The organism is Kocuria sp. KSNUG (assembly GCF_049532735.1).
Classification (GTDB): Bacteria; Actinomycetota; Actinomycetes; order Actinomycetales; family Micrococcaceae; genus Kocuria; species Kocuria rhizophila.
Window position 1 is genome coordinate 1,907,807 of the sequence record NZ_CP150981.1, and the last position, 26,085, is coordinate 1,933,891.

26 protein-coding genes and 1 tRNA gene are annotated in these 26,085 nt (G+C 69.6%); 2 read left to right on the plus strand and 25 right to left on the minus strand.

Annotated features, from left to right (window positions below):
- Positions 1-69: 69 nt before the first annotated feature.
- A complete protein-coding gene (gene polA, locus AABM36_RS08235; protein WP_121240760.1) occupies positions 70-2,946 on the minus strand; it encodes a DNA polymerase I in 2,877 nt (958 codons plus the stop codon).
- A 44-nt stretch (positions 2,947-2,990) separates the two neighbouring features.
- Positions 2,991-3,605: a response regulator gene (locus AABM36_RS08240; RefSeq protein ID WP_121241216.1), complete on the minus strand. Its 615-nt coding sequence runs from the start codon at positions 3,603-3,605 to the stop codon at positions 2,991-2,993.
- 277 nt (positions 3,606-3,882) lie between these two features.
- Between AABM36_RS08240 and AABM36_RS08245 the strand changes: the two genes are divergently transcribed.
- Positions 3,883-3,964: transfer RNA gene (locus AABM36_RS08245), tRNA-Leu, on the plus strand.
- A gap of 87 nt (positions 3,965-4,051) precedes the next feature.
- The gene (locus AABM36_RS08250) at positions 4,052-5,143 is read left to right on the plus strand and encodes a tyrosine-type recombinase/integrase (RefSeq protein ID WP_423445720.1); all 1,092 of its coding nucleotides are present in this window, start codon (positions 4,052-4,054) and stop codon (positions 5,141-5,143) included.
- A 67-nt stretch (positions 5,144-5,210) separates the two neighbouring features.
- Here the strand turns inward: AABM36_RS08250 and AABM36_RS08255 are convergent, their stop codons facing one another.
- The 23 genes from AABM36_RS08255 to AABM36_RS08365 form a co-directional block, all read right to left on the minus strand.
- Positions 5,211-5,678 carry a hypothetical protein gene (locus tag AABM36_RS08255; RefSeq protein ID WP_423445722.1) on the minus strand — a complete coding sequence of 156 codons (468 nt, stop codon included), beginning with the start codon at positions 5,676-5,678 and terminating at the stop codon, positions 5,211-5,213.
- 2 nt (positions 5,679-5,680) lie between these two features.
- Positions 5,681-7,180, minus strand: coding sequence for a GH25 family lysozyme (locus AABM36_RS08260; protein WP_423445724.1), 1,500 nt, complete (start codon positions 7,178-7,180; stop codon positions 5,681-5,683).
- 79 nt (positions 7,181-7,259) lie between these two features.
- Positions 7,260-7,703 (minus strand): hypothetical protein, encoded by a 444-nt coding sequence (locus tag AABM36_RS08265; protein ID WP_423445726.1) that lies wholly within the window; start codon positions 7,701-7,703, stop codon positions 7,260-7,262.
- Positions 7,696-8,196 (minus strand): hypothetical protein, encoded by a 501-nt coding sequence (locus tag AABM36_RS08270; protein ID WP_423445728.1) that lies wholly within the window; start codon positions 8,194-8,196, stop codon positions 7,696-7,698. Before AABM36_RS08270 ends, AABM36_RS08265 begins: the two co-directional genes overlap by 8 nt.
- Positions 8,193-8,360 (minus strand): hypothetical protein, encoded by a 168-nt coding sequence (locus AABM36_RS08275; protein ID WP_423445730.1) that lies wholly within the window; start codon positions 8,358-8,360, stop codon positions 8,193-8,195. The genes AABM36_RS08270 and AABM36_RS08275 overlap by 4 nt, the downstream gene beginning before the upstream one ends.
- A gap of 124 nt (positions 8,361-8,484) precedes the next feature.
- Positions 8,485-9,675, minus strand: a complete 1,191-nt coding sequence (locus AABM36_RS08280) for a hypothetical protein (RefSeq protein ID WP_423445732.1) — start codon at positions 9,673-9,675, stop codon at positions 8,485-8,487.
- A 9-nt stretch (positions 9,676-9,684) separates the two neighbouring features.
- The gene (locus AABM36_RS08285; RefSeq protein ID WP_423445734.1) at positions 9,685-10,806 is read right to left on the minus strand and encodes a hypothetical protein; all 1,122 of its coding nucleotides are present in this window, start codon (positions 10,804-10,806) and stop codon (positions 9,685-9,687) included.
- A complete protein-coding gene (locus AABM36_RS08290) occupies positions 10,803-11,705 on the minus strand; it encodes a hypothetical protein (RefSeq protein WP_423445736.1) in 903 nt (300 codons plus the stop codon). The genes AABM36_RS08285 and AABM36_RS08290 overlap by 4 nt, the downstream gene beginning before the upstream one ends.
- 8 nt (positions 11,706-11,713) lie before the next feature.
- Positions 11,714-12,577 carry a hypothetical protein gene (locus AABM36_RS08295; RefSeq protein WP_423445738.1) on the minus strand — a complete coding sequence of 288 codons (864 nt, stop codon included), beginning with the start codon at positions 12,575-12,577 and terminating at the stop codon, positions 11,714-11,716.
- Positions 12,578-17,935 (minus strand): tape measure protein, encoded by a 5,358-nt coding sequence (locus tag AABM36_RS08300; protein ID WP_423445740.1) that lies wholly within the window; start codon positions 17,933-17,935, stop codon positions 12,578-12,580.
- A gap of 64 nt (positions 17,936-17,999) precedes the next feature.
- Positions 18,000-18,416 (minus strand): hypothetical protein, encoded by a 417-nt coding sequence (locus tag AABM36_RS08305; RefSeq protein WP_423445742.1) that lies wholly within the window; start codon positions 18,414-18,416, stop codon positions 18,000-18,002.
- 35 nt (positions 18,417-18,451) lie between these two features.
- Entirely contained in the window at positions 18,452-18,871 is a 420-nt protein-coding gene (locus tag AABM36_RS08310; RefSeq protein ID WP_423445744.1) for a hypothetical protein, read from the minus strand.
- 97 nt (positions 18,872-18,968) lie between these two features.
- A complete protein-coding gene (locus AABM36_RS08315) occupies positions 18,969-19,571 on the minus strand; it encodes a hypothetical protein (protein WP_019309125.1) in 603 nt (200 codons plus the stop codon).
- Between the two features lie 34 nt (positions 19,572-19,605).
- Positions 19,606-19,878, minus strand: coding sequence for a hypothetical protein (locus AABM36_RS08320; RefSeq protein ID WP_423445746.1), 273 nt, complete (start codon positions 19,876-19,878; stop codon positions 19,606-19,608).
- A 16-nt stretch (positions 19,879-19,894) separates the two neighbouring features.
- Complete coding sequence (locus tag AABM36_RS08325) at positions 19,895-20,266, minus strand: hypothetical protein (RefSeq protein ID WP_423445748.1); 372 nt, start codon at positions 20,264-20,266, stop codon at positions 19,895-19,897.
- On the minus strand, positions 20,266-20,544 hold the full coding sequence (locus AABM36_RS08330; RefSeq protein ID WP_019309122.1) for a hypothetical protein: 279 nt from the start codon (positions 20,542-20,544) through the stop codon (positions 20,266-20,268). Before AABM36_RS08330 ends, AABM36_RS08325 begins: the two co-directional genes overlap by 1 nt.
- A gap of 3 nt (positions 20,545-20,547) precedes the next feature.
- On the minus strand, positions 20,548-20,919 hold the full coding sequence (locus AABM36_RS08335; protein ID WP_423445749.1) for a hypothetical protein: 372 nt from the start codon (positions 20,917-20,919) through the stop codon (positions 20,548-20,550).
- On the minus strand, positions 20,916-21,473 hold the full coding sequence (locus tag AABM36_RS08340; protein ID WP_423445751.1) for a hypothetical protein: 558 nt from the start codon (positions 21,471-21,473) through the stop codon (positions 20,916-20,918). The genes AABM36_RS08335 and AABM36_RS08340 overlap by 4 nt, the downstream gene beginning before the upstream one ends.
- The gene (locus tag AABM36_RS08345) at positions 21,439-21,672 is read right to left on the minus strand and encodes a hypothetical protein (protein ID WP_423445753.1); all 234 of its coding nucleotides are present in this window, start codon (positions 21,670-21,672) and stop codon (positions 21,439-21,441) included. Before AABM36_RS08345 ends, AABM36_RS08340 begins: the two co-directional genes overlap by 35 nt.
- Entirely contained in the window at positions 21,672-22,982 is a 1,311-nt protein-coding gene (locus AABM36_RS08350) for a phage major capsid protein (protein WP_423445755.1), read from the minus strand. The genes AABM36_RS08345 and AABM36_RS08350 overlap by 1 nt, the downstream gene beginning before the upstream one ends.
- Positions 22,979-23,872: an HK97 family phage prohead protease gene (locus AABM36_RS08355; protein WP_423445756.1), complete on the minus strand. Its 894-nt coding sequence runs from the start codon at positions 23,870-23,872 to the stop codon at positions 22,979-22,981. The genes AABM36_RS08350 and AABM36_RS08355 overlap by 4 nt, the downstream gene beginning before the upstream one ends.
- On the minus strand, positions 23,869-25,866 hold the full coding sequence (locus AABM36_RS08360; protein WP_423445757.1) for a phage portal protein: 1,998 nt from the start codon (positions 25,864-25,866) through the stop codon (positions 23,869-23,871). The genes AABM36_RS08355 and AABM36_RS08360 overlap by 4 nt, the downstream gene beginning before the upstream one ends.
- A complete protein-coding gene (locus tag AABM36_RS08365; RefSeq protein WP_423445759.1) occupies positions 25,866-26,072 on the minus strand; it encodes a hypothetical protein in 207 nt (68 codons plus the stop codon). The genes AABM36_RS08360 and AABM36_RS08365 overlap by 1 nt, the downstream gene beginning before the upstream one ends.
- Positions 26,073-26,085 lie beyond the last annotated feature (13 nt).

A 26,085-nucleotide genomic window follows, 5' to 3' on the forward strand; every position in this document is an offset into this window, starting at 1 on the left:
CCGCAGGGGGTCGGGGGGTGCGGTGCCCGGCAGCCGATCAGAACTGCCGGGCGGGGGGTCGGGCAGTGGTCAGTGCGCCGCCTGGTGCCACGTGGGCCCGGTGCCCACGTTCACGTCCAGGGGCACCGTGAGATCGGCCGCGCCGGCCATCTCGGTGCGCAGGATCTTCTCCACGGCGTCCTTCTCCCCGGGGGCCACCTCCACGATGAGCTCGTCGTGGACCTGCAGCAGCACACGGGAGCGGAGTTCTCCGTCGCGCAGCGCCCGGTCCACACCGATCATCGCCTTCTTGATGATGTCCGCCGCGGAGCCCTGGATGGGGGCGTTCAGGGCCATGCGCTCCGCGGCCTGGCGAGCCTGCCGGTTGTCGCTCGTGAGGTCCGGGAGATAGCGGCGGCGGCCGTCGATGGTCTCGGTGTAGCCCTTGGACCGGGCCTCCTCGACGACGCCGCGCAGGAAGTCCCGCACACCGCCGAAGCGCTCGAAGTAGCCGCTCATCATGGTCCGGGCCTCATCCACGCCGATGTTCAGCTGCTGGGAGAGCCCGTAGGAGCTCAGCCCGTAGACCAGCCCGTAGCTCATGGCCTTGACCTTGGAGCGCATCTGCGGGGTGACGTCCTCGGGGGCCACGTCGAAGACGCGGGAGCCCACGAACCGGTGCAGGTCCTCGCCGCCCCGGAAGGCCTCGATCAGCCCCTCGTCCCCGGACAGGTGCGCCATGATCCGCATCTCGATCTGGGAGTAGTCCGCGGTCATGAGGCACTCGAAGGGCCCCGCGGAGTCCTCCCCCACCACGAAGACGTCCCGGATGCGCTGGCCCTGCTCGGTGCGCACCGGGATGTTCTGCAGGTTGGGGCCCGTGGAGGAGAGCCGCCCGGTGGCCGCCACGGTCTGCTGGTAGGTGGTGTGGATGCGGCCGTCGTCCGCGATCGCGTCCCGGAGCCCGGCCACGATCTGCTTGAGCTTGGAGTACTCGCGCCAGTGCATCAGGGCCACCAGGAACCGGGAGCCGGGGGTGTCCGGGGAGACCTTGCCGATCAGGTCCGCCACGGCGGCGGCGTCCGTGGTGTAGCCGGTCTTGGTCTTCTTGGTCTTGGGCAGTCCCAGCTCGTCGAACATCACGGCCTGCAGCTGCTTGGTGGAGCCCAGGTTGACCTCGTGGTCGAGCTGGGCCTGGGCCTGCTCGAACGCCTGGTCGATCGGGTGCTGGAGGTCCTCGAACAGGGCGTCGATCCCCGGCCGGTCCATCGCGATCCCGGTGGCCTCCATGCGCGCGAGGATCACCGCGAGCGGCATCTCGAGCTCGGTGAGCAGTCCGAGCTGCCCGTCCGCCTCCAGCAGCCCGCGCAGGTGCTCGCTGAGGTCCCGGCACGCGCGACCGAGGGTGGCCTCGCGCACCAGCACCGCCTCGCTCACGTCGCCGAGCCCGTCCTCCTGGTCCAGGGCCAGCTCGGTCTGCCCGTGCGCATCCCCGGCGGTGTCCTCCGCCGCGGGGACCTCGACCTCGAGGTGCTGGGCCAGCTGGGCCTCCAGCTCGTAGGAGCGCAGCGCGGGCCGCACCAGATAGCCCGAGAGCTGGACGTCGTCCACGGCCCCCGCGAGGTCGATGCCGCGCTGGATCAGGCCGTGGTACAGGTCCTTGAGGCCGTCCACGATCTTGGGGGCCGCGACGTCCCCGAGCCAGGACTCCACGGCGTGCGTGAGGTCCTCGTCCGCCGCCACGAGGTCGACCACGGCACCCGTGTCCCCGGTGAGCACGAGCGTGGTGACCTCTTCCCCGCTGAGCGCCTTGGGGTCCGGGGACAGCCGGCGCACGACGACGGGCACACCGTCCTCCTGCACGGCCAACCAGTCGGCGAACTCCTGGGCGGTGCGCACCACGGTGACGTCCGTGGCGGGGGCGAGCACGGCGGCGTCGTCCGCGGGAACGTCCCCGCCGAAGGCGTCCAGCAGGCGTCCGCGCAGCTGGGAGCCGAACTCGAGCTCGTCGAAGACCTCGCCCACGCGCTCGGCGTCGGCCCGCGGCAGCACCGCGGTGGACAGGTCGATGTCCAGGGGCAGGTCCGTGACGAGCCGGTTGAGCTTGCGGTTGCGCCGCACGAGGTCCTCGTTCTCGCGCAGGGCCTCCCCCTTCTTGCCGGTGATCTTCCCCGCGTGCTCCAGCAGGGACTCCACGGGGCCGTAGGCGGTGATCCACTTGGCGGCGAAACCGGGGCCCACCCCCGGGACACCCGGGAGGTTGTCCGCGGTCTCGCCCGTGAGCGCGGCGAGATCGGGGTAGTTCTGGGGCGCCACCTTGTACTTCTCGAACACGGCGGCCGCGTCCATGCGGCGCAGGTCCGAGGGGGTGCGGCCGGGGTAGACCACGTTCACGTGGTCCGTGATCATCTGGAACGCGTCCCGGTCCCCGGAGAACACGAGGACCTCGAAGTCGTCTGCGGCAGCCCGGGAGGCCAGCGTGGCCAGGACGTCGTCCGCCTCGTAGCCCTCCATGGTGACGATCGGCACGCCCAGGGCCTCCAGGACACGCTGGATGTTGGGGACCTGGCCGTGGAACTCCTCGGGGGTCTCGTCGCGGCCGCCCTTGTACTCCCCGTACTCCTGGGAGCGCAGCGTGGGGCCCTCGAGGTCGAAGGAGACCACCAGGTGCGTGGGCTTCTCCTCGCGCACGAGCTTGACCATGGTGTTCACGAAGCCGTAGACGCCCTCCGTGTGCACACCCTCGGAGGTCACGAATCCGGGACCGCCGCCGTACTCGGCGGCGCGGGACAGCGCGAAGAAGGCACGGAACGCCAGGGAGTGCCCGTCGATGAGCAGCAGCCTCCTGTCCGGGCGGGACACCGGTTCGGGCAGGGGCACCTGCTGCGGGGCGTCGGTCTTCTCGCCGATCACCACCGTGCGGGGCGTGCTCGGATCCTGGCTGGGCTGCTGGCTCGTCTCGGTCACGCACCCATCCTAGGGGCACCCCCGGACAGGGAGCTGGGGAACGCTCAGGCCACCTGGTTGATGATGGCCTCCGCGACCTCGCGCATGGACAGCCTGCGGTCCATGGAGGTCTTCTGGATCCAGCGGAACGCCTCGGGCTCGGACAGCCCCATCTTGGACTGCAGCAGGGACTTGGCGCGCTCCACGAGCTTGCGGGTGGCGAACTGCTCCTTCATGTCCGCGACCTCGTTCTCGAGTGCCGCGATCTCCTCGAAGCGGGACATGGCGATCTCGATCGCGGGCACCACGTCGTCCACGGTGAACGGCTTGACCACGTAGGCCATGGCCCCGGCCTCGCGGGCGCGCTCCACGAGCTCGCGCTGGCTGAAGGCGGTCAGCAGCACCACGGGGGCGATCCGGTCCGCGGCGATCTGCTCCGCAGCCGTGATGCCGTCCATCACGGGCATCTTGACGTCCATCAGCACGAGGTCCGGGCGGTGCTCGGTGGCCAGTGCCACCGCCTGCTCGCCGTTCTCGGCCTGGGCCACCACGCGGTAGCCGGCGTCCTCGAGCATCTCCACGACGTCCATGCGGATCAGGGCCTCGTCCTCGGCCACGACGACCGTCCGGGGTGCGGTCCCTGTGGCGTCCGCGGTCGATGCGGTCTCCTGCTCGCCCAGCTCCTCCGACGGTGTCGGGGCGGGCTCGGGGGTGGTCGGCGTATCCGTCACGGGCACTCCTGGTCTCGAGGTGGTCACGTTCGTCTCGAGACCGCATCCAACCACGGGCGCGGCCCCGGCGCCCCGTGAGGCACAGCACACCGCCGCGCCGGGCGGGGTCACCGGCGGGGCGCCCGGTGTCCCTGTCATGCTAGTCCCATCATGTAGGCTGTGAGCCGCACCGGCGCCGGAGCCCCCGGATCCCTCGACGATCCGCGGCGGGACGCGCACGGTCCGGGCCCAAGTGGCGGAATTGGCAGACGCGCCGCACTCAAAATGCGGTATGGAGACATGTGTGGGTTCGAGTCCCACCTTGGGCACCGTAAACCGCCTAGTCAGAGCGGTACAGGAACGGCCTCGTTGACACGAGGCCGTTTTTCGTTGACACGGCCCCTATGCTCAACCCCATGGCAAGCATCCGCGAGCGCGTGCGAAAGGACGGGACGATCACCTGGGCCGTGCTCTGGCGCGAAGCCGAGACCGGCAAGCAGACGTCCCGGTCGATGGTCACCAAGCAGGATGCGCTCGAGCTGCGTGACTTCCTCAACGCCAACGGGCAGAGCTTCGCCCTCGCGGCCCAAGCTGCAGCTCGGCTCCGCTCCCCCGCCCCCACCGTGGCCGCGACGGTGGCGAACCACATCGAGACTCTCACGAGCGTCACCCCCGGTACGCGGCACCGCTACCGACTGCTCGCCGACCGTCACATCACGCAGACCGAGCTCGGCGGGATCCCCATCGACACCCTCGCCCGCGTGGACGTCTCCCGGTGGCTCAATGGCCTGCCCCTGGCCACCAAGAGCAAGAAGAACGTCCACTCCCTGCTGTCAGCCGCCCTGGGTGACGCCCAGCGGGACGGCCACGTCCCCACCAACGTGGCGCACGGCATCCGCTTCACGAAGTCCAACAGCCGCCGCGAGCCCGTCTTTCTCACCCGCGACCAAGTAGATGCGATCGCCGGGGCCATGTCCGAGCACTACCGCCCCTTCATCCACTTCCTCGCCGGCACCGGGCTGCGCTGGTCCGAAGCCACGGCTCTGCGCATCCGCGACGTCGACCTCACCAGCGAGCGCGGGACGGTGCACGTCACCCGTGCGTGGAAGGAGAACGGGGACGGGTGGGTCATCGGAGCACCCAAGACCTCGCGCGGGCGGCGCACCGTGGTGATGCCGGCGGCGCTCACTTCGCTGGTGCAGGGGCGCGCGAGGGGGCGCGGGCGGGACGAGCTGCTGTTCACCGGGTATCACGGGGGGCGGATCTGGAACGGCGAGTTCCACAAGGCCATGTGGCAACCAGCGTTGGCCAAGGTCGGTAAGCAGCTCCCCGGGACGCCGCGTGTGCACGACCTGCGGCACACGCACGCGTCGTGGCTGATCGCGGCCGGGGTGCCGCTGACCGTGATCCAGCGGCGGCTCGGGCACGAGTCCATCAAGACGACGTCGGACACGTACGGGCACCTGGCGGACGACGCGGATCAGGCCGCGGCAGCGGCCTTGGACTGATGGACCGGTCCCTGGGCATGACGGAAGCGCCCCCACCGGGATGGTGGGGGCGCTTCGCTGTATGGGGTCAGGGCACCTCGACGGTGGTCTCGGTGACCACCGGGTCCGGGTCCGCCGGCTCCACGGCCGCGACCGTAGATCCGACAGAAGCCGTGTCCTCGGCTGCGCGGTGCTCGCCCGTCCCGTCCGGGACGGCCCCGGGCACACCAGCCGGCTGCGGGGCGGCCGCAACGGCGGCGGCCTCCTTCTCCTCGGCCGTGCCCTCCTGCGCAGTGAGGATCTCGCGGCGGACCACAACCTGGTCCGTGGGCGTGTTCTTCGCCGTGGTGAACACGGCGCTGGTCGTGAGACCCGCAGTCGCCAGGATCGCGAGGATCGCCGCGGCCGCGGCCTCCGCGTCGAGGATCCCCACGAGGAAGCAGACGATCACCACGGCCGCCGCAGCCAGCGGAGGCACGAGCGAGGCGACCGTGGTCGCCATGGTCACCCGGCCGGCGGTCTTGCCGTCCGGGGTTGTGGTCACTGCTGCTGCCATGATCAGGACTCCTTCGTGGTTTCCAGCGCGGTCAGGCGCTGCTCGATGCTGGTGAGGATGCTCAGGATCCTCTCCGCGTTGGTGCGGTCGGTGGCGGCGTTGTCCCGCTCCCAGGCCAGGGCCTCAGCGGGGGTGACGGTCGTGCCGGCGTCCTTGCCCTTGCGGACGACCTTCACGCCCATCACGGACGCGGGGATCCCCTTCACGAGGCCGAGCAGACCCCTGGTGTTCTTCGCGGCCTCGGTCAGCAACGCGTACGCGTCGCGGTTCCCGTTGACCTTCGGGTTGCGGTAGCCGAGCACGGCCATGGCCACGGAGTGCTCGAAGTCCGCCTTGTTCTTGTACCAGCCCATGATCTCCTCCAGAGGGTCGATGCCGATGGCGGCGCCAGTGGCTTTGTCCCACTGGTCGATTCCGCCGAGATAAACGTTGAGGTCGAGGTAGCCGGCATAGCCGGGAAGCCGACCGTGCTCGCTGTACTGCCACAGCGCCAGACGCCAGCCCGGCACCGCCGGCGGATCGAAGCTCGTGGCGTACCCGTCGAAGTGGTCCTCCTTGCCGTAGTACGCCAACCACAGGGGGTGGCGCTTCACGAACGCGGACCACGAGGTGAGCCGGGAGACCCCCAGGTTCATGTACACCGGCGTGGTCCGTTCCGTGGCCTGGTCCACGCGGCGCAGCCAGTCCTCCGCCCACGCCGTGTATGAGGTCAGTCCCGCCGGTTCCCAGTCCAGGAACGCGACCGCCCCCGCGTCGAGGTAGGGCTTCGCGGCCCGCAGGAACGCCGCGGCCTCCTCATCCGAGGACGCCTGTGCGGTGGCGAAGTGGTAGAGCCCCACGGCCGCCCCGCGGGTGCGGGCCGCGGCCACCTGCTCGCCCAGGAACGGGTTCACGTACCCCGTGCCCTCCGTGGCCTTGACGATCACGAAGTCCGCCGCCACCCGCTTCGTGACGTCGGCGGGCTGGTGCGAGGACACGTCGATGCCATTGCGCGTGGCCCGGCCCGCCGGCGACGGCGTCTTGCCCGTCAGTGGCCGGTAAGGCTCCAGGTGGTAGGGCCCGGGGTTGATCCGCCCGTAGGAGCCGATGGAGTAGTTCACCGGCTTCGGGAGGATCTCGGTGTGCGCGTGCGGGCCCGTACCCAGCCCCGTGGCACCAGACCAGCCGATGACCTGGCCCTTGGCCACGACGTCGCCGGGGTTGAGGTCCGTGCGCGAGAGGTGCGCGGTGATCGCGAAGCAGTCGTCGTGCTCGACCACCACCACGATCCCGCCGAACGTCAGGGACAGGAACCAGCGGGCCGCCCATCCGTTCGGGCCACCCGGCAACTTCGTGCACCAGTCCGCCCACCGCACAACGCCGTCCACGAGCGACACCACGGGGGTGCCGGTGGTCACCCCGTAGTCCCGGCCAGAGTGGCCGTTCGGGCCGTTGATCTCGGACGGGTTCGCCCCGTACTCCTGCGTGATCGGTGCGCTGTCCGGCACCGGGCGCATGCCCATGGGGTCCCTCCTTTCCGCCCGTGCTCGGGCATGAGAAAACCCCGCGGCGTATGCCTGCGGGGCTGATGTATGTGGTGGTCTATTGCTCGTGGGTGGCCGCGGACCCCCGGCGCGGGGGGATGCGGAAGTGCGGCAACGCGGGCGGGTCCGGGCGGTGGCGCAGCTCCTCCCACCGCTCCTGAATGTCACGCCACCCGCCCACGAGGACTTCCACGGCCTGGCGGAGCAGGCCAAGCTCCTGCCGGTCGGCCTCACGGTCGGCCTGCAAGCCCTGGACCTTGGACTCCAGGCACAGCCGCGCCCGGTACTCCCGATCCGCGTTCTCCCGGGTCTCGCGCAGCTCGTTCTGCACGTCGTGCAGCAGCTCCAGGGTCATCTGCTGGGAGGTGTGCGCGGCGACGGTCTCCGCGTCGTCCTTCTTGATCGGCGGCTGCTTCTTCGGGATCAGCGCGGCGAGGAACGTCCAGATGCCACCACCGGCGAGGACCGCGACCACGATCGCCACGATGCTGTCCTCACTCATGACGGGTGATCACCTCCTGCTCGCTGGTCGCCGCCTCCCGGATCTCTCGGAGCTTCGCCCGGGTACGCCGGGCCATCAGGTGCAACGCGACCACCCGGGTGGCGGCCATGGCCACGAACATAACCCCCTGACCCCAGGAGAACTGAGACCGCGGGAAGTTCTGCAGCACCACGAACGCGTACGACGCCCACCCGGCGGCCATGAGGATCCAGCCCGCCTGCTCCACGTTCCATGCCCGCGACCGGTTCTCCCAGTCGTTGAGGATGCCAACCACCCCCGCCGTCCCACCGCCCACCAGCGTGACCGCCAGCAGAGCGGCCGTCCACCCCGGCAGGCGACCCAACGACTTGGAGGGGGTGTACTCCGGGAAGAACGGGGAGACCCCCAGCAGCGTGCCAGCGATCACTGACCACGCCGCCACCCAGATGATCGGGTGCGTCAGGGCCCGCTCCCACCAGGTGGGCGGGTCGTGGGACGGGATGAACGCGCTCACGAGGTGGCTTCCTCGGTGGTGGTCTGCGCGGCGAGCGCGGCCGTGGCGTTCTCGGCGCGGACTTGCCACTCCAAGGCGGCAAGTTCGGCCGCGGCCTTCTGCGCGTTCAAGGTGGCGATGATCCGCTGGTAGTCCTGCGGGGTGAGGTCAGGCGTCTGCGTCATGGGTGGTTCCTTCCGTTGTGGGTTGCGTCCTGTCGGGCAGGAACTCCCCGTCGATATATAGGCCCGTTGCGGTGATCTCGACGGCTCCGCCGCCGGGTGAGAACCAATCCGTTTGTGCCATATGTCACCAATACCTGCCATAGATTTGACTGTTCGCGTTGAACACGATGCCGCGGACGATGAGCTTTCCCGTCGGCCCAGCGGATTTGTTCACGACGCGCATCTTGATATATTTTTCGGTCTGCTCGATGATACCGACCGTGCACTCGCGGCCGCTGGAGGTCTCAACCGATAGGACCGGGAACCGCAGAGAGTAAAGCGTTGTGAAGGGGGTCGCGTACGTGTAAACGAGGTCCATCCAATTGCCCTCGTCCATGCCGTTGAAGCTCTGGACGAAAAACATCTTCAGCGTGTCCGACTCTCGCGCCCACCGCCCGGCGAGCGCGACCTCCCCGCGGAACGGGTACATAAGCACCCCGGGGGAATTCGCGTGCTGAGCAACCTGGTTGAAGGAGATGATCTTCGAGACGGTGTCCGCGCCGCGATCGGCCTGATGCCACACCCCGAGGTGGTCGGTGGTCTGCCCGGAGCCGTAGAAGTCTGCGGCGGCGATAGAGCCTCCGGACTTGATCTCCACCCGCTGCTCCTTCTCCGCGGTGGCGAACGTCCCAGTGATGTAGTTGTCCTTGCCGTTGAGATTCACGGTCTGGGAGCCGTTCTCGTCCCACGCCCGGATGCCCGTGTTGTCGATCTTCACGCCGCGGTTCGTGTCCGTGGTGGTCTGCAGCAGACCCGAGGTCATGATCCGGGTGGCGACCGTGCCCGCGTTGATGACCTCCGCAACCGTGGTGCCCAGCAGGGTGGAGTCCTGGGCGGTGAGACCCTCCGTGAAGATGCCCCGGCGGGCCTCCACGTCCAGGGCCTTCACGATCGCCGTGGACAGCTCCCCGGTCACGTTCAGCGCCGGCAGGTCCACGGTGCCGTTGATGATGATGTGCCCGTCGATCTTCTCGATCTCCCCGGCCGCGACCCGCCCGATCCGGTCCTGCGCGGACTGCAGCTCCTGCTCGGTCTGCGCGAGCGTCGCCCGGGTCTGGTCGATCAGCGCCGTGCCGTCCTGGATGCGCTGCTCCACGCTGTTAGCGGTCGCCCAGTCCCAGAAGATCTCCGCGCCCTCGGGGGACAGCAGCTGCAGGCCCTCCCCAGGCTGGACGGTCTTCACCCCGTGCGGGACGGTGGCGCCGGACTGGACGTCGTTGCGCAGCGCGCGCAGCGTGTCCGCGAGCGCGGGCTTGAGGTTCTGCCGTTGTGGCATGTGGGCCTCCTAGATCAGATCGGCCGGGGTGTACCACTGGCCCTGCTGCAGCTCGACCTTCACCATGTCGGTGAGGTCCCCGCTGGCCTTGATGATGTCCATGTCGTGCGCCCCGCCCGGGATCGACCACCAGTCGTTGGTGAGCACCACGGTCACCGTGTCGCCTACATGCCAGGTGCCCCATGGGGACGCCTCGTGCGCGGCGTACACCGACACCGAGAGCTGGTCCACCATCCGCCGGGAGTCCGCGAGCTCACCCAGGCACTTCTGGCGGATCGGCTCGGGCTTGGCCTGGTCCTGGTCGGAGATCACCGTCTCCAGCGGCGGCCAGCCCTCCTTCACCAGTGCCAGGGACTCGGCCTGCGTGCGGGTGACCTTCGCGCCCTCCCCGGCGCCGGTGCCGAACACGCGGGTGACGATCTTGGAGCCATCCGAGGTGACGGAGGGGTTGGTGACGTGGGTGCCCGCGGCGGTGGTGTCCCACACCATCGTGGTGTCCTGCGCGATGGTCGGATCCCACGAGGTGCCGTGCACGAACCGCCAGCGGACCCGGGTCATTTCGTCGTCGGCCCACTCGGGCCGGAACATCATGTCGGGGCCGCTGATCACGTTGGTGAGCTCCGTGAGGCGCTTCTCGCAGTTGTTGTTCGCGAGGTTCCACGCCTCGTAGGTGCGCTCGTTCAGCGTGGACTTCGACTCGTACGGGGAGCCGTGCAAGATCGGCAGCCCCCCGGCGGGCCGGTCCATCCCGGCCTTGACGACCTCCCACGCGATCGTGCCCAGCGACAGGCCCCGCAGCGCGTAGTCCTTCTCGAGGTGGCGGCGGGTGAACATCTCGCGCATGCCCCGCCAGTCCAGCGTCAGGCTGTACTGGTCCTCGGCCGGCCACGAGATGATCGGGCCCCCGCACACGGGGATGACCCTCCCGTCCGGGGTGATGTAGGACAGCAGGACCGAGGCCCACCACGGGGACAGGCGCCGTCGGTCGATGTCCGCCACGTCCTCCTTGGAGATCCTCACGGAACCCGAGTCGGCCTTGTTCAGTTCGATCGCCCACGACCCGGACTCCGGGGACAGCGTGCGGCCGACCTGCCCAGTGACCGTCTCCACGAGGTTCACCTGCCAGCTCACACCGCCACCCCCGCGTCGAAGATCGTCAGCGCGTCCCCGGGGAACTTCTGCGTGCCGCCCCAGCGCACCACCCAGCACGTGTTGGTGGCCATGTCCCCGTCATCCGCCCACTCCGAGACCACGTGCGCGGTGTGCGCGCCGCGGGTGACCGTGTGCATGGCCTCGACCTGCATAGTGGTCCACCGGCGGTCGATGGGCACCTCGAAGGTCTTCACGAGCTCGTCGTCGATGAACAGGCTGTACCGCAGGGACCCCGCGGTGCCGGCGACCGTCCCGATGCTCGACACCCCGGAGGCGTTCGTGCGCCCCGCGGTGGTCGACAGCTTCACGTTCACCTCACGGTCCGTGTCGACCGTGAACCGCTGGGCGCACTTCTTGTACTTGGCGCCCTTCTTCCGTACGTCCCCGCCCTGGTCCACGGCCACCGACAGACTGCCGAGGGTGGACTGGGAGTGCATCGCGTACTGCCGGTCCCACACCCGGGTGCAGGACGAGGTCTTCGTGGTCCCGGCCGGGACGCGGATCTTGTCCAGCACCACCCGGCCCGCCGGCACCGCGCCCGTGGTCATCACCACCGACGCCGCCTTCGAGGTGGCTGTGTCGGCCTGCTCCACGTAGAAGCTCACGGTCACGTCACCAGTGGCCGGGGGCGGGTCGAGGGTGATGGTCTGCCGGTACACCGGCACCAGCACCGAGCCGCGGTTGTTCCACTTCATGACCACGGCGCCGTCGTACACGTCGACCTTCAGGTCCGAGCGCAGCCCGATGTACGCGCCCGTGAGGATGCCGGCGTTCTGGTACTGGGCGTCGATGATCAGCTGCATGTCCTGCGGAGTCGTGGCGTCGATGATCACGCCGTTCTCGTCGCGCAGGTCGGGGATGCCCCAGGCAGTGGTCATGAGTCCTCCTAGATGTAGGTCGAGTGAAGGGTGATGTCCGCCCATCCCGTGGATGGGGCGAACTGCTCGGTGCGCACCGTGAGCGCGCCCCGCGGCGGCACCTTGAACCACTGCCGCTTCGTGAGCCGGTGCGTCTGGTCCGCGCCGCGCACGGTGACGGACCCGGCGCGCATGTTCACGGTCACCGGGGACTGGTCGAACACCGCGTGTGGGTACTCGACCGCGTGGCGGCCGTCCGTGAGCCGGAACCCGTTCGGCCAGCTGCCCTGGACGGCGATCACGGGGTACGCGTCCGCGTTGCCCTCGTTCACGATCCGCGCCGCCGTGTTGCGGCCCTCCCGCCACTCCACACCGCCGCCGGGGAACACACCGTTGGCCCAGGAGAACCCCACACCCGCGCCGGGCGGGGACACCTGGACAGTGGTCGGCGGGGCGTATAGGAACGGGTCCGGGGCGCTCAGCGGCACCTCGAAGTCGATCCACTCGTAGCCCTTCGTGGTGTGCTTGACCTCCCCGTCCAGGCGAACCCGGGTGGACAGCTCGAGCCCGTCCACCGTGTAGGTGAGCGTCCCGAACTGCCCGTCCCCGAGAATCCCGGACACGTAGCGGTCCGCGAGGTCCCGCCAGGACTCCTCACGGAACCAGAGCGAGCCCTTGAGCGTGAGCGTGCGCCCGGTCCGCAGAGCCTTGCGCGGGAAGAGCCCGTGCCCGAGCTCCCGCTGCGGCTGCGTGCCGTAGACGGCCACGCCACCGAACCACCCCTCGAGGTCCGTGAGGTGGTGCTCCTCCTCCCGGTCGTCCTCGAAGGTGCTCAGCGTCAAGACCTGATCGCCCCAGCGCAGCTCGGCGCGACGCCGGCTGATGTCGTCCATCTAGATCCCCGCTCTCATCATCTCGAAGGCGAATGCTTCCCCGGCCCGGCGGCCGAACTTGTCCGGGTCCTCCGGGGCGCCCTCCAGGTGGAAGTGGTTCTCCCACGCACCGGCCGCCCCGCGCTGCTCCTCGACCTCACGCGCGAGCGCGTGCATGTCCTGGAACTGCTGGTGCGTGAGGACGGCATCGGGCCGTGTCTCGCGGTGGTGGACGAGCATCGGGTCCGTGGTGCGCTTGAGCCATCCTCCGCCGTCGAACACCTGGGTGCCGGCGGTGAGCCCCTTGAGGTTGGTGGGGAGCACACCACCGCGCGCGTATCCGTGGCCGTGGCCGATCTGGGCGAGCATGCCCTCAACGCCGTACCGGCCCTTGGCGTAGCGCATGCCGGCGGTGAGGTTCGCGAGCGGGTCGAACTGGTTGTTCGGCAGGGCCGGGTCTCTGTTCGCCGCGAATGTCGAGCCGATGACCATGACCAGGCCCTTGCCGAGGTCGCCCGTGGCGTTGTTCACGTCGCCGATGTTGCCCTGGATCGCGTTCGGGTCACCGCCGGACTCCGACTGGATCTGCTTGATCCACGCGTCCTGGTAGGGCTTCGTGGAGGGCAGGCCGGCGCGCTTGAGCGCCTCGATCACCGTGTCGCGCCAGGACTCCGCGGACTGCCCGGAGGCCACCTCGGAGTCGCCGCCGTCGAACGGGTTGATGACGGACGCCGCCCAGGACTTGAAGCCTTCCCACGCGGTCTTCGCGGCACCGACCATGAGGTCCTTCGCGAATCCCGCGCCGGGGATCTTCTCCATGAGCTTGTCGAAGCCGATCATGTCGAGCAGCCCGGAGAGGATGCCCCCGCCTCCGCCCGGGTCGTCGTACTTCTTGACGCCCTTGCCCGGCTGGCCGTAGATCTCCGCGAGCTTCGCGTAGTCCAGGCTCGAGGGCCAGTAGCCGCCGGACATGCCCGCGGACATGATCGTGCCCGTGGCCCCGTACCCACCGGGCGGGTGGTTCAGGGACAGGACGTGCCCGATCTCATGGATCAGCGTGCCACGCACCGCGTTCTTGCCCACAGCCGCCGGGCCGCCCGGGGTGATCGTGATCCGACCGTCCGAGGTGGCGTAGCCCCACGGGCCACCACCGCCGCCGGAGATGGACTGCACACCCGGGCCGCCGGAGCCCATGCGGATCTCCAGCGCCGACCGGCCCATCCATGCCTTGGCCGCAGACTCGAAGGACACACCGCTGATCGACCCGCGGGGCACGTTGAAGTACCCCAGCTGCGAGGCGCGCGCCTGGTTCGAGGACCATAGCCCGCCCGAGGGACCGCCCGGGGGGCCCATCGCGAAGCGCCTGTCCCCAGCCTTCGGGAACGTCTCGATCGAGGGCTTCGAGGCGTCCAGCCAGGAGCGGGCGCCGTCCACGCCCCCGGTGTTCGCCGCGGCGTTGACCCCGTGGATCCACGCCTCGCCGCCGAGTGCGCGTGTGGCCTCGGGGGTGAGGATTCCTTCCCCGCCACGCAGCGGCTGCACCCCGCCGCCGGCCACCGGATAGAGGTGGTCGTCAATCTTCCGGGGCTGGTAGCCAGGCACCACGCCACCGCGTGCCAGACCCTTGTAGTGAATCTCGTCCACCGGGTCGATGCCGAACTTCGTGGCGACCTTATTGAAGTTCTTGATGAACCCCCCGTTGATCACCGTGTTGATCACGAAGTCGACAGGCTTGTCCACGATGGACTTGATCTTGTCCCAGGCGTTCTTGATGCCGTCCTTCGCGGCGTTCCACGCGTTGACCACGCTGCCCCGGAGGAAGTTGATCATCGGCTGCAGGATCGAGCCGCGCACGAAGTTCCAGGTGTTGGAGACCGTGTTGCGGATCCCGGTCCAGACCTGGGAGACCACCGTGCTGATCCACAGCCACGCGCCCGTGAGGGCCCCGCGCACGAAGTTGATCAGCGGCACCAGGACCGCGTCCCGCACCCAGGCCCACGAGCTGGATACCGTGCCCCGGATCGCGCCCCACACCTGGGCCACGATGTTACGGATCCACAGCCACGCGCTGGTCAGCGCGCCGCGCACGAAGTTGATCAGCGGCACGAGCACGACGTCGCGGATCCACGTCCAGGCTGCCGAAATGGCGCTGCGGATCGCGCCCCACACCTGGGCCACGATGTTACGGATCCACAGCCACGCGCTGGTCAGCGGCCCGCGCACGAAGTTCATCAGCGGGGTGAAAACGGTGTCCCGGATCCATGCCCAGGCCGCGGCGATGACGTTCTTGATGCCGTTCCACGCCGGGAGAATGATCGTGGCGTAGAGCCAGTTCCACAGCGGTGCGAGCACGCCCTGGACGAAGGCCACCAGGCCCTGCCAGATCGTCATGACTACGGCCACGGCCACGGCGATGGCGGTCTTGATGCCGTCCCACACCGGGAGCACGACGGTCGTGTAGAGCCACGAGAACACGAGCCCGAGCGCGGCCATCGCGGTCTGCACCCACGGCACCACGATGGTGGCGATCCAGGTCACGACGTTGCTGATCGCGCCCTGGATCCAGGTCCACACCGGCTGCACGACGCCGGTCCACAGCCACGAGAAGAACCCGCCGACCGCCTGCAGCGCCACGCCGAGGGCGGGCACGGCCACGGTGGTCAGCCACGTGACGGCCCCACCGATCAGCGTCAAGATCCCCGAGGCGAGCGCGGCCACGACCGTGACCACGAACTGCAGGACGGGGACCAGCAGATTCAGGATGGTGGTGATGACCGGCATCAGGGCCATGACGAGGGCGGCCACGACCTGGATGATCGCGGTGATAATGGTCACCACTGGCGGCAGGATCGTCGAGATGAGCTGCACGAAGACCGGCAGGAGCTGCGCGAGCAGCGTGGCCACCAGCGGCAGGATCGCGGTCAGCAGCTGCGCCACCACGGTGACGACTGCCTGGAAGACCATGACGACCGCGGGGAGGATCGCCGAGGCGAGCTGGGCGAAGAGCGGGACGAGCTGGGCTACGAGCGTGGCCACGAGCCCGCCGATGGTCCCCATTACCTGGCCGATGGTGGTGCGGAGCTCCTCGCTGCTGCCGATCGCCGCACCCACCAGGGCGATGGCGATACCGACCGGGCCGGTCAGCAGCGTGAAGGCGCGGCCGAAGATCGCCAGCTTGCCGGTGGTGAGACCGAGTGCGGCGAAGAGCTTGCCGATGATGCCCACCAGTGGTGCCGCGGCGATCTTCGCGGCCCCGAACTTCACCGCGAGGACGCCGAGCACCCCGGCGATGCCCGCGAGCGCGGGGGCGGGGATCGCGTCGATGACGCCGGCGGCGATGTCGATGAACGCGGCGGCCTTGTCGGAGATGAACTGGAAGGTGTTGGCGACGAGGCTGCCGGGCTGGACCATGGCGACGAGGGCGTTGGCGACGGCCTGCGCGGCGGGCTTCACGGCGGCGCCGAGTCCGTCGAACACGGCGGTGAGTCCGAGTGCGAGGCTCTGGATGATCGGCATGAACGGGGTGATGGCGTTGGCCCCGAAGCGGCTGATGGCCGTGGTGAGGTTGGCGAGCGCGCCGGAGGTGGTTTTGCCCATGGCGACGGCGGAGCCGCCGACGCCGTGCTCCATGGCGGAGGCGAATTCGTCGAAGGAGACCTGTCCCTTGGAGACCCACTTCGAGACCTGTTCGGTGCTGACGCCGAGCTCGTCGGAGAGGAACTTGAGGACGGGCACGCCGCGGCTGGTGAGCTGGAGCAGGTCGTCGCCCTGGAGCTTGCCGCGGGCGAGCACGGAGTTGAAGATCGCGCCGGCGTCCTGCATGGACATGCCGGCGATCCCGGCGGTGTCGTTGATGGTGCGGAGCACCCGCTCGAGGTCTTCGCCGGGGGCGACGCCGGATGCCACGGCCGCGGCGGCGACTGAGGCGGACTCGTTCAGCGCGGCGGAGGTGCCCTTGACCGCGTTGTTGGCGTTCTCCATGATCATCTGGATGTCCTCGGTGGTGTTCCCGAGGCCCTTGAGCTTGGCTTGTGCCTGCTCGATCTGGACGGCGCGGTTGAAGCCACCGACCGCGGCGATACCGGCGATCGCGCCGGCGGTGGTGCCGGCGGCGGTGAGTGCTGCGGTGCCGATGCCGCTGATGCCGTTGGTGAGGTCTGTGACGTGGCCTCGCACGGGCGCGATCGAGCTGCTGATGCTCGTGCCGAAGGTCTTGAACGCCCCGGTGGTCTCGGTGACCACGCCGCGGACGGCGCCGCTGGCTGCGGAGACTGCTCCGGCGACCTGGCGGCCGGCGTTGAGAGTGCTGGTGGTGACGCGGGAGAGACCGGTCTGCGCGCTGGTGGCCATGGTGCCCACGGCGGATCCCGCGCGCGCGAAGAGGCTGCTGGAGCGGACTGCGGCGTCACCGGCGTTCTTGAAGCCGGTCACGAACTCCCGGCCGGGCAGTGCTGCGGTGGTCGCGAGGGTGCGGGTGACGCCGCCGAGGGAGCCCATGTGCCCGGTGAAGGTCGACGCCGCGGCCTGCGCGTTGCGGAACCCGGAGACGAAGTTCTGGGCCGGGAGCGCGGCCACATCCGCGACCTTGCGGGTAGCGCCACCCAACGTGCCCAGGTGGCCCGTGAACGAGGAGGCGGCCGCCTGCGCGTCGCGGAACCCGGAGACGAAGTTCTGGGCCGGGAGCGCGGCCACATCCGCGACCTTGCGGGTAGCGCCACCCAACGTGCCCAGGTGGCCCGTGAACGAGGAGGCGGCCGCCTGCGCGTCGCGGAACCCGGAGACGAAGTTCTGGGCCGGGAGCGCGGCCACATCCGCGACCTTGCGGGTAGCGCCACCCAACGTGCCCAGGTGGCCCGTGAACGAGGAGGCGGCCGCCTGCGCGTCGCGGAACCCGGAGACGAAGTTCTGGGCCGGGAGCGCGGCCACGTCCGCGACCTTGCGGGTAGCGCCACCCAGCGTGCCCAAGTGGCCCGTGAAGGTGGACGCTGCGGCCTGCGCGTCCTTGAAGCCGGACACGAAGTTCTGCCCGGGCACAGCCGCCGTGTCGGCGACCTTGCGTGCCGCGCCTCCCACGCTGCCGAGATAGCCCGTGAACGAGCTGGCCGCGGCCTGCGCGTCCCGGAAGCCGGATACGAGGTTCTGCGTGCCGGTCAGCGCCGGGCGCAGTGCGGCGGCGAGGTCCTTGCCGAGGGTCTTCGTCGCGGCCAGCGAGTCCCGGGCGCCTGAGCTGATGTTGTTCCCGAGGGCCTTGCCGCCCTCTTTGCCGGCCTGCTCGGCGGCCTTGACCACCTGCGGGTTGAGCTGGCTGGCGAGCTGGCCTTGGATGCCGCGCACGGACGGGACGATGTCCACGTAGAGAGTGGCTATGCTCTCGGCCATCTCGCCCTCCTCGGGTACGGGGAAGGCCCCGCCGGTGACCGGCGGGGCCTTCTGCTGTGTTCGATTACTTCTGGTCGGGCTGCTTCTCCGGCTTGAGCCGGAACGCGGCCGCCCGGCGCTGCATCTCCTCGCGGTGCTCGGCATACCGCGCCCGCCAGGCGGTCGCGCGGTCCGCCCACTGTGCGGCCTTGCGCTGCTCCTCCTGCTGCTCCACGAGCCAGCCCTTCGGAGCCTCCGGGGGCTTCGGGCGTTTGCCCTTGCCCCCCGTGTAGGCGTGCCAGATCGCGCGCATCTGGTACTCGACGACCTGCACCTGACGTGCCTCGACGGTCAGGGCGGCCCAGCCGCCCACCGCAGCCCACACGCGGGACCCGGCCGGGAGCTGCATCACGAGGTCCGCTATCTCACCGGCCCCGTACTCCCCGGTCTCCCGGACCTGCCGGAGGCGGATCCCGTAGACCTGGTGCAGGTCCGCGGTCACCTCCTCCGGCACGTCCAGCAGCAGCCGGGCCAGGATCAGGAGTTTTTTGCCCCCGCCTCCTGCACCAGCCGCTGGTAGAACTCGAAGAACCGCTGCACGTCCACGAAGCCCGTGTCGTCCTTGACATGCTCCGAGATGCGAGCGCGGTCGTTGCGGTCGGGGATGACGAGGGCGACGACCTGGTAGATCTCTGCGGGGCCGCCGGCGCCGGCTTCGACGGCGCCGCTGGATTCGATGAAGCGCCAGTCGCGCATGCCGTTGGTGTCGACGGTGACCTTCACGCCGTCGAGCTCGACGTCGAGCATGCCGTCCTTGTTGGGCTTCGGGGCGGGCTTCTTGCGGTCCTGGGGGCGCTTGGCTCCGGCGCGGTCCTTCGGGGACCCGGCGGGGGCGCGGCCGGTTTCCTCCCGGGACTTGCGCTCGAGCTTCTCTGCGGGGGTTTCGTTCTTGGGCATTGCGGCGATCTCCTATCTCGGTGGCGATCTGGTGGGGTGTGGTGCGGCCCCGGCCGGCGAGATCGCCGATCGCCGGCCGGGGCCTGTCGTGGGGTGCTCAGCCCTCCGCGTCGACCAGGGGCTTCGCGGCGTCGATGTAGGACTGGCTGTTGGTGAGGATGTACGCCTCGCCGACGATGGACGCGGCCATGGTGTAGCCGGAGATGGCGGCGTTCTGGTGGTCGACGTCCTCGCGCTCACCGATCTCGGTGCGCTGGGAGACGATCCACTTCGTGACGTCGTCGTCGTTGACCACCTGGATGGTCTTCACGGCGACGGTGCCGATGCCCTTGGGGAGGTCCACGCGGGCGACGTCCTCGGTGACCTTGTAGGGGTCCTTGTGGTCGAAGAACATGCCGGTCACGAGCGGGGACTCCTCGAGGGCTCCGATGCTGAAGCCCTTCTCCGTGGAGGTGACCTTCGTGCGGAGCAGCGAGCCGCCCTGGTGGCCCTTCATCTTCTCGATGTCGGTGGAGACCGTCAGCGGGATCCCGTCTTCGTTCAGCCAGCCCACGTTCACCCAGGGCTTCGGGAGGTCCAGGAGCAGGTCCGCTTCGGACTTGATCACGGGGTCCGGGGTGCCCAGGGGCGCCACCCAGATCCCGTCGAACATGGATCCGTAGACCCGCACGTTCGCGTTGTTCAGTGTCTTCTCGCTCATCGGTGTGTCCTTCCGTGGTGGGCGCGCGGCCCGGTCACTTGCTCGTGGTCTTGGAGGCGGCCTTGCCGGCGGGCGCCGCGGTCTTGTCGCCTCGGTGGTCCTCTGCCAGCTCGGACAGGGACTTGCCGTCCTCGGCGGTCTTGGCCGCCGGGCTGCCTTTCGGCACGGCCACGCCCTGGTGGAGGAGGTTCTTCGCCCACGCGGTCGGGATGTCGTAGGTCTTGCCCTGGACGTAGAACGACCCGTTCACGGGGTCTCGGACGGTGGTGACGAAGGTCAGAGCCTCGGTGGTGTCGTTGGTGGCCATGGTGGTGGTCCTTCCGCTAGATGTTCGGTGTGCGCATGGTGATTCGGACGGTCGCGGTGAACCGCGTCCAGTCCTCCTCCCCCGTGGGGAGATCTACGGGGCCCGCGGCGTTCTCCACATGCCGGATCCCGTGCGTGCCCGTGGCCGCGTGCAGCGCGCCGCGAGCGCGGTCGAGTTGCCCGATGGCGGTGAGGACGTCTGGGCCCCAGCCCTCGAGTTCGATCCGGACGTCCTGGGTCACGCGTGTGGGGTCTCCGCCGCCGTTGAGGAAGTACACGAGAAAGCCGTCTGGCGGGTACTTGCTGGGGCGGCGGATGCCGGCGGTGAGGCCGGCGTCGCGGAGTACGGCGTCCACGGCGACGAGGGCTGGGGCGGCGATGGTGCTCATCAGCGGCCGCCGGCGGGTTTCGCGCGGGTCAGTGCCCGGTCGATCTGTTCCGCGCGGATGGCCGCGGGGTTGACCATGGCCACGTGGAATCGGACGCGGTCCCGGCCGATGTATTCCTTGAGCTCGACCTCGGGGTTCTCGCGGGGGCGGGCGGTCCGGGCGTTGGTCTCGGCCTGGTCCCGGATGGGTTCGACGACCCGGCGGACGCCGCGGGCGACTTCGGGGCTCTTGAGGAAGCGGCCCACGGCCTTCCTGTTCAGCTCGAACTTGTTCGCCATGGGTCAGGTCTCCTCTCGGCTGCGGGTGGCAACGATCGTGCGGTCCAGCAGGCCCGTGGGCCCCGAGGGTCGGCGCGGCGGTGCGGTGAGCTCCAGGCCGGTGCCCGGTGACCCCCCGTACTGCTGGCCGCCGTAGGTGAAGGAGACCCGGTCGTGGCGGCTGATCTGCACGCCCGGGGGCATGGAGATCGTGTACTCGGTGACCGCGGCCTCCTCCCGGGTGAGGACCTCCTGGGCTGGCCCGGACTTGATGTGGCAGCCCTCGACGGCCCGGTCCGGCTCGACGCCCCACTTGCGGGTTGTCTTGCCGAACTGTGTGAGCACGGTGGCCGGGTGGATCGTGACGGTGTTGGTGGCGAAGAACGGGTGAATCATGCGCGGTCCCCCGCCCCGATGCCGTACCTGCTGACCGCGTCCGCCCAGTCCTGCGAGGTGCCCTGGTCGCTGCCGAACGACACCGACGCCCCGTCGAGGGCGAGGTCCTTGATGCCTACGGGGATAGCGAGCGCGCGGGCTGCGGCGTCGAGCACGGCGTCCGCGATCTCCGGGGGCACGTGCTCGTATCCGTGGTCCAGCTCCACGACGATGGCCCCGTATCCGGTGCTGAACGGGCGGCCGGTGGTCTGGAGGTAGCCGTCCGGGGAGACCCGTATGTGGGCGGTGATGTCCTGCCCCTGGTCTGTGACCCGGTGGACGGTGGGCCGGACGACGGGCAGGCGGAGTACGTGCCCGCCGGGCCCGTCGAAGGTCATCTGGTCGCCCGTGACTCGGTGCACGGGGTGGCGTGCTGCTGCCCGGAACCTGTTGGACGCCCGCCGGACTGCCTGCACCGCCCGGGGGTCCTCCCCGCCGGCGATGGTGCCGGCGGGGAGGACGTCCACGAGGTCCTGCGGGTCAGCCAGCAGCGGCGCCGTGCTCGGCGTGCTCACTGGTCTGTCCTCCTTCGGACTCGCTGGTGACGCGCGCGGGCGCCTTCCGGGCCTTATTGCGCGCGGGGCGGGCTGCCTTCCCGGCGGTGGCCGGGTCCTCTCGCGAGGGCCGGCCGTCCTTCCCCAGAAGGCCCCGCGTGATCGCGTCGTGTTCCTGGTAGCGGATCCCGTTGATCACGTGGATATCGCCGGCGGCCATTACGCGCCCGCCCCCTCACCGGACTCGTGGCCGGTGACCAGCAGGCTGGGGTTGAGGATCCCGAAGCCGGCGCGGCACTCGGACAGCAGCGCCACGAGGTTCCGGACGAAGAAGTCCGCGTGGCTGTCCGTGGCCGTGATCGTGGCCTGCTCGCGGTCCCAGAGCACGCACTGGCTGAGGTCCCCGGCGATGAACTTCCCGGTGCCCGTGAGCGCGGGGATCACGATGCGGGGGCGTCCCCACAGCGTGCCGGGGCCGAGGCTGAACGGGCCCTGGCCGTAGAAGCGGCCGTTCTGGTCCCGGGCGAGGTCGATCTGCTCGTCCAGCTCCGGAGAGACGAGGAACGCGGATACCTGGCCGCCGAGGTTGGTGACGCGGGTCAGCGCGCGGCGGGCGGTCTTGAACACGTCGGTGTCGAACGCCTGGTCCTGGACCCCGGTGGTGTTGAAGATGCCGTTCCACTCTTCCTCGCCCTTCTTGGGCGTGGTGGCGTTGCCCTCGACCACGAGCCGCTCGATCTCCTGCTCCAGACCGCGGGCGAGGAACCCGTCGATCATGGTGGCGATCTGGGCGGCGTCCGACAGCGCCCGCTTCGTCACGGGGATCCAGTGGGCGATGGTGATCACGTCCGCGGACGCCTTACGGAATCCAAAGGCGGACTCCGGCTTCACGCCGACGGTGCCGGTGGTGGCCGGGGCCTCCTTCACGCCCTTCGCGGCGTTGGTGACGGCGTCGTCGGTGTCGGGCAGCAGCTGCGCGTACTCGATGCGGTCCGAGCCGGTGGTGCCGTTGGTGATCACGTCGCGGAGCTTCGGCTGCACCTGGGGGAAGGGCACGAGGCCGAGGCGGTCCGGGGTCACCAGGCCGTTCGCGGACGAGTCCGCGGTGGCGGTGCCGGCGCCGGAGGTGATGAGCGCCTTCATGCCGTCGACCTGGACGGAGTCCATGGTCACTCGAGCCTCACGGGGCACGTTCCCTCCGGGAAACCGATCCTGCAGCGCCTTGAACTGCGCGGAGTCGGTGAAGGTGCGGCCCACGGACTTGCGGGCGGCGCCCATGCCCTGGCGGGTGCCCTCCAGGGCCTTCGCGTTCAGCTCGGCCGCTTCGCCGGACTCAATCTCGCGGCCGAGGTCCTCGATGGACTGGCGGGCCTGGCGGGCGGCCTTCTCCTGCTCGAACTCACCGCGTGCGCGGGTGGTGAGGTCGTCGATCTGGGCCTTCTCCTCGGTGGTCAGCCAGCGGCCGGCCAGCTCGGCGGCCTTGGCGACGTCGCGGGCTGCGGTGAGCAGTTCCTGTGCCTTCTTGTTCACGATGCTTCTCCTTCGGCTTGAATCTGGATGAGGTCGATCTCCGTGAGAGAGATCGCGGGGTCCACGTCACCGTCCGGGTGCGGGTCCTGCCCTGGCGTGCGAGCCGGGGCGGGGTCCTGGTCGGTGTCGGGGTCCCCTTCTGCCTCACCGGATGCGGCCGGCGAGGTGGTCTGGTCCCCGTCCGGCGCGGGCGCCGGCGGGGTGTCGGTGTCGGAGGGCCGCTGCGCGGTGTCCTCCACCGTGGTGGTGTTCTCGGCCGTGGTGGCGTCCCGGGACTTCCGGGCGGCCGCGCGGGCGAGCGCGTGGGCGACGTCGTGGAGGTGCGTGCCCTTCGAGCCGGTGGCGTTCACGAGTTCGCGCTCGAACGCGGCGAGCGCCGCAGGGTCCACGCCCTTGATCTCGAGCAGTTCGGTCTCGCGGTTCACGCCCACGAGGCAGGGGCCGACTTCGAGGATCGCGAGCTTCCGCAGCTCGTAGACCTCCCGGCCGTCCTGCTCCGCCCACCCGCCTTCGAGAACGTCGTAGGCAAAGGAGAACTGGTTGACGCGCCCGGCCTTGAGCAGCCGGTACACCTGGGCGGCTTTCGGGTTGTATTCCAGGTCCTCCGCGCTGATCTCCCCGATGACCTCCAGGCCGTCGGCGGTCTCGGTGGCCTTGACGACGCTGCCGACCAGCGAGAACGGGTCCCCCCAGTCGTGGGACCAGATCACCGGGATGCGCTGGCCCTTCGCCTCCCACTCCGCGATGCTCTCCGCGAAGGCGCCGGGGCGGATCACGTCCCCATAGGAGTCCGTGTTGTCGAACACGGAGACCAGCGCGCGGAACTGGCCCGCGGCGAGCGCCCCGGTGCCTGCTGTGGTGGTGGCCTTGAACTTCGCCTGTGTGGTCATTCGGTGTCCTTTCCCGGCACGCCCCCGTACTTGAGGACGCACTTGCAGTTCGCGGTCTCCGGTCCCTGGCCGGTGTGGTCTCCCGGCCAGCGCAGGCCGTTGAGGAAGTAGCCGTCGATCGGGACCGTGGCCCCGGACTGCGCGGCGTGCGTGGGCCGGGGATTCTTCGAGGTGGTGAGCCACGTCTTGGTGGTGGCGCCCACCGAACGGGCGGCGTCGTTACGGCCCACGGACTCGATCTCGGTGCCGAGGGTCATGGCGCGTTTGCTCAGCGCGGTTTCCTCGCCCAGCCGCAGGAGCGCGAGGTGCTCCCACCGGGCTGGGTCCTCCGCGATCGCGTCCGTGATGATCTGCTGATATTCCTGGTAAATCACCTGTTCGGACCACGAGCCTGCTGTTTTCCAGCACCACTTGCTCTGCGTGGTGGTGTCCCACTCGCGCCAGTCCCCCGCGTCGAGTTCCTCGAGGGTGTCCTGCGAGGCGGCCTCCATGACCCGCATCATGCGGGGGTAGGCCCACCGCTGCAGATCGTCCATGTCCTGCAACGCGTCATCCGGGGTGAGCTTCGGCAGCGCCTTGGCCGCCTTCTGCTCCCCGTCCGTGATGTCGTGCCGGCGGATCCAGGTCTCCCGAATCTCCCGGCCCTTCTCCAGCACGGCCGCTTCCCACTCGCTGCGAGCGCGTTCGGTGCGCCGGCGCGGGGGTGCCGGCGGTTGCGCTTTTTTTCCCGGGGTGCTGCGGGCCTTGTACGGTTCCCCGCCTTCCTCGTTGGTCTGCCCGGTGTCGTTCGGGGAGGCGAGGCCGCCGGCGGTGACGTTCATGGGGACGATGAGTTCGTCGGTGCCGTCGAGGAATTCGAGGTTCTCGCGGTTGCGGATCTCCGCGCGGGTCATCCAGGGGCCGCCGCCGGCGGACTGGTACGCCTTGACCCGTTCGGTGAAGGTGGCGCGCAGGCGGGCGTCGACGTTGGCTTCCACGTAGTGGTCCGGTCCGAGGTGGTCTCGGAGGCCGGCGTTGAGCGCGTCCTCGAAGAACCCGATGTCCGCGCCGAGCACGTCCACGTAGAGTTGCTCGCGCAGCGCGACGATGTTGCTGTGCGTGCCGTCCTTCGCCCCGACCAGTTCCGGGGGTATGTGGAGGGCCTGCGCTGCTTCCATGAGCGTGAGCTGGCGTACCTGGACGTATTCGAGGTCCTTGGGGTTGACCGTGTCCACCGGCTTGTAGGTCATGCCGTCCTCGAGGATCGGGACGCCGCCGGCGGAGCCGCCGCCGGGCCGGTAGGTGGAGAACTGTTTGCGGAACCGTGCCCACGCCTCATCGGACCACTTGCCGGCCTCGTTTGGGCGTTCGATCACCGCGGGCACCATGGCCGAGTTTCGGAACAGCTCGGAGCGGTACTCGTTGAGCGCCTCGGTCTCGCGCGCGAGCCCGTCCAGGGTGCTGACCGGGGTGCTGCCCGTGCGCGTGCCGGCCTTCCACACCTGAACGTTCAGGTCGAAGGTCACGTCCGTGAGCGGGCGGGTGACTTTCCGGCCGTCCCCGAGGTACAGCACGAGGTCCGTGTACCGGCCCAGGCCGTCCACGGCGATGCTGAACATGTGGGCCGGGATGATGATGAACTCCAGGCCGCCGTCCTCGCGCGGGTACGTGGTGAACGCCCACCGGCCGTAGAGGAGCATGTCGTGCTGCAGCTGCTGCACCCAGCGGCGCTGCCCCATGCGGAATCCGGGGGCCTTGAGCGCCTCCTGCACGGCGTGCCCGCGGGCCTTGCGGCGGCCGCCGTCCGGGGTCCGCTCGTACACGTCGAAGGGCACCAGCGCGATGCTGTTCGTGATGAAGTCGACCACCGTGCGGATCTGGGGCTGGTCCGCCCACATCGCCGCCGGGGAGAACCCGGACCCGTCGTAGTTGGTCACCGGCACCGAGTGGACCAGCGCACCGAACTTCTCGTTGTCCGTGCTGATGATGTCGCCGTCTCGCAGCCCGTACCCCATCAGGCGACCACCTGCACCCAGGCGACGCGCTCCACGGGGATGATCACCGTGCCGTCCAGAGACCCGTTGCCCTCCCGCGAGCGCAGCTCGGCGCTGGTGAGGTCGAGGTAGTCGCGGCCGGTGCGGGCGAGTCGTCCCACGAGGGCGTCCCCGGTGGTGAGGTTCACCATGATCTTGACGCCTTCGAGTCCTCGGAGCGTGCGCATCGGGGCCTCCTTT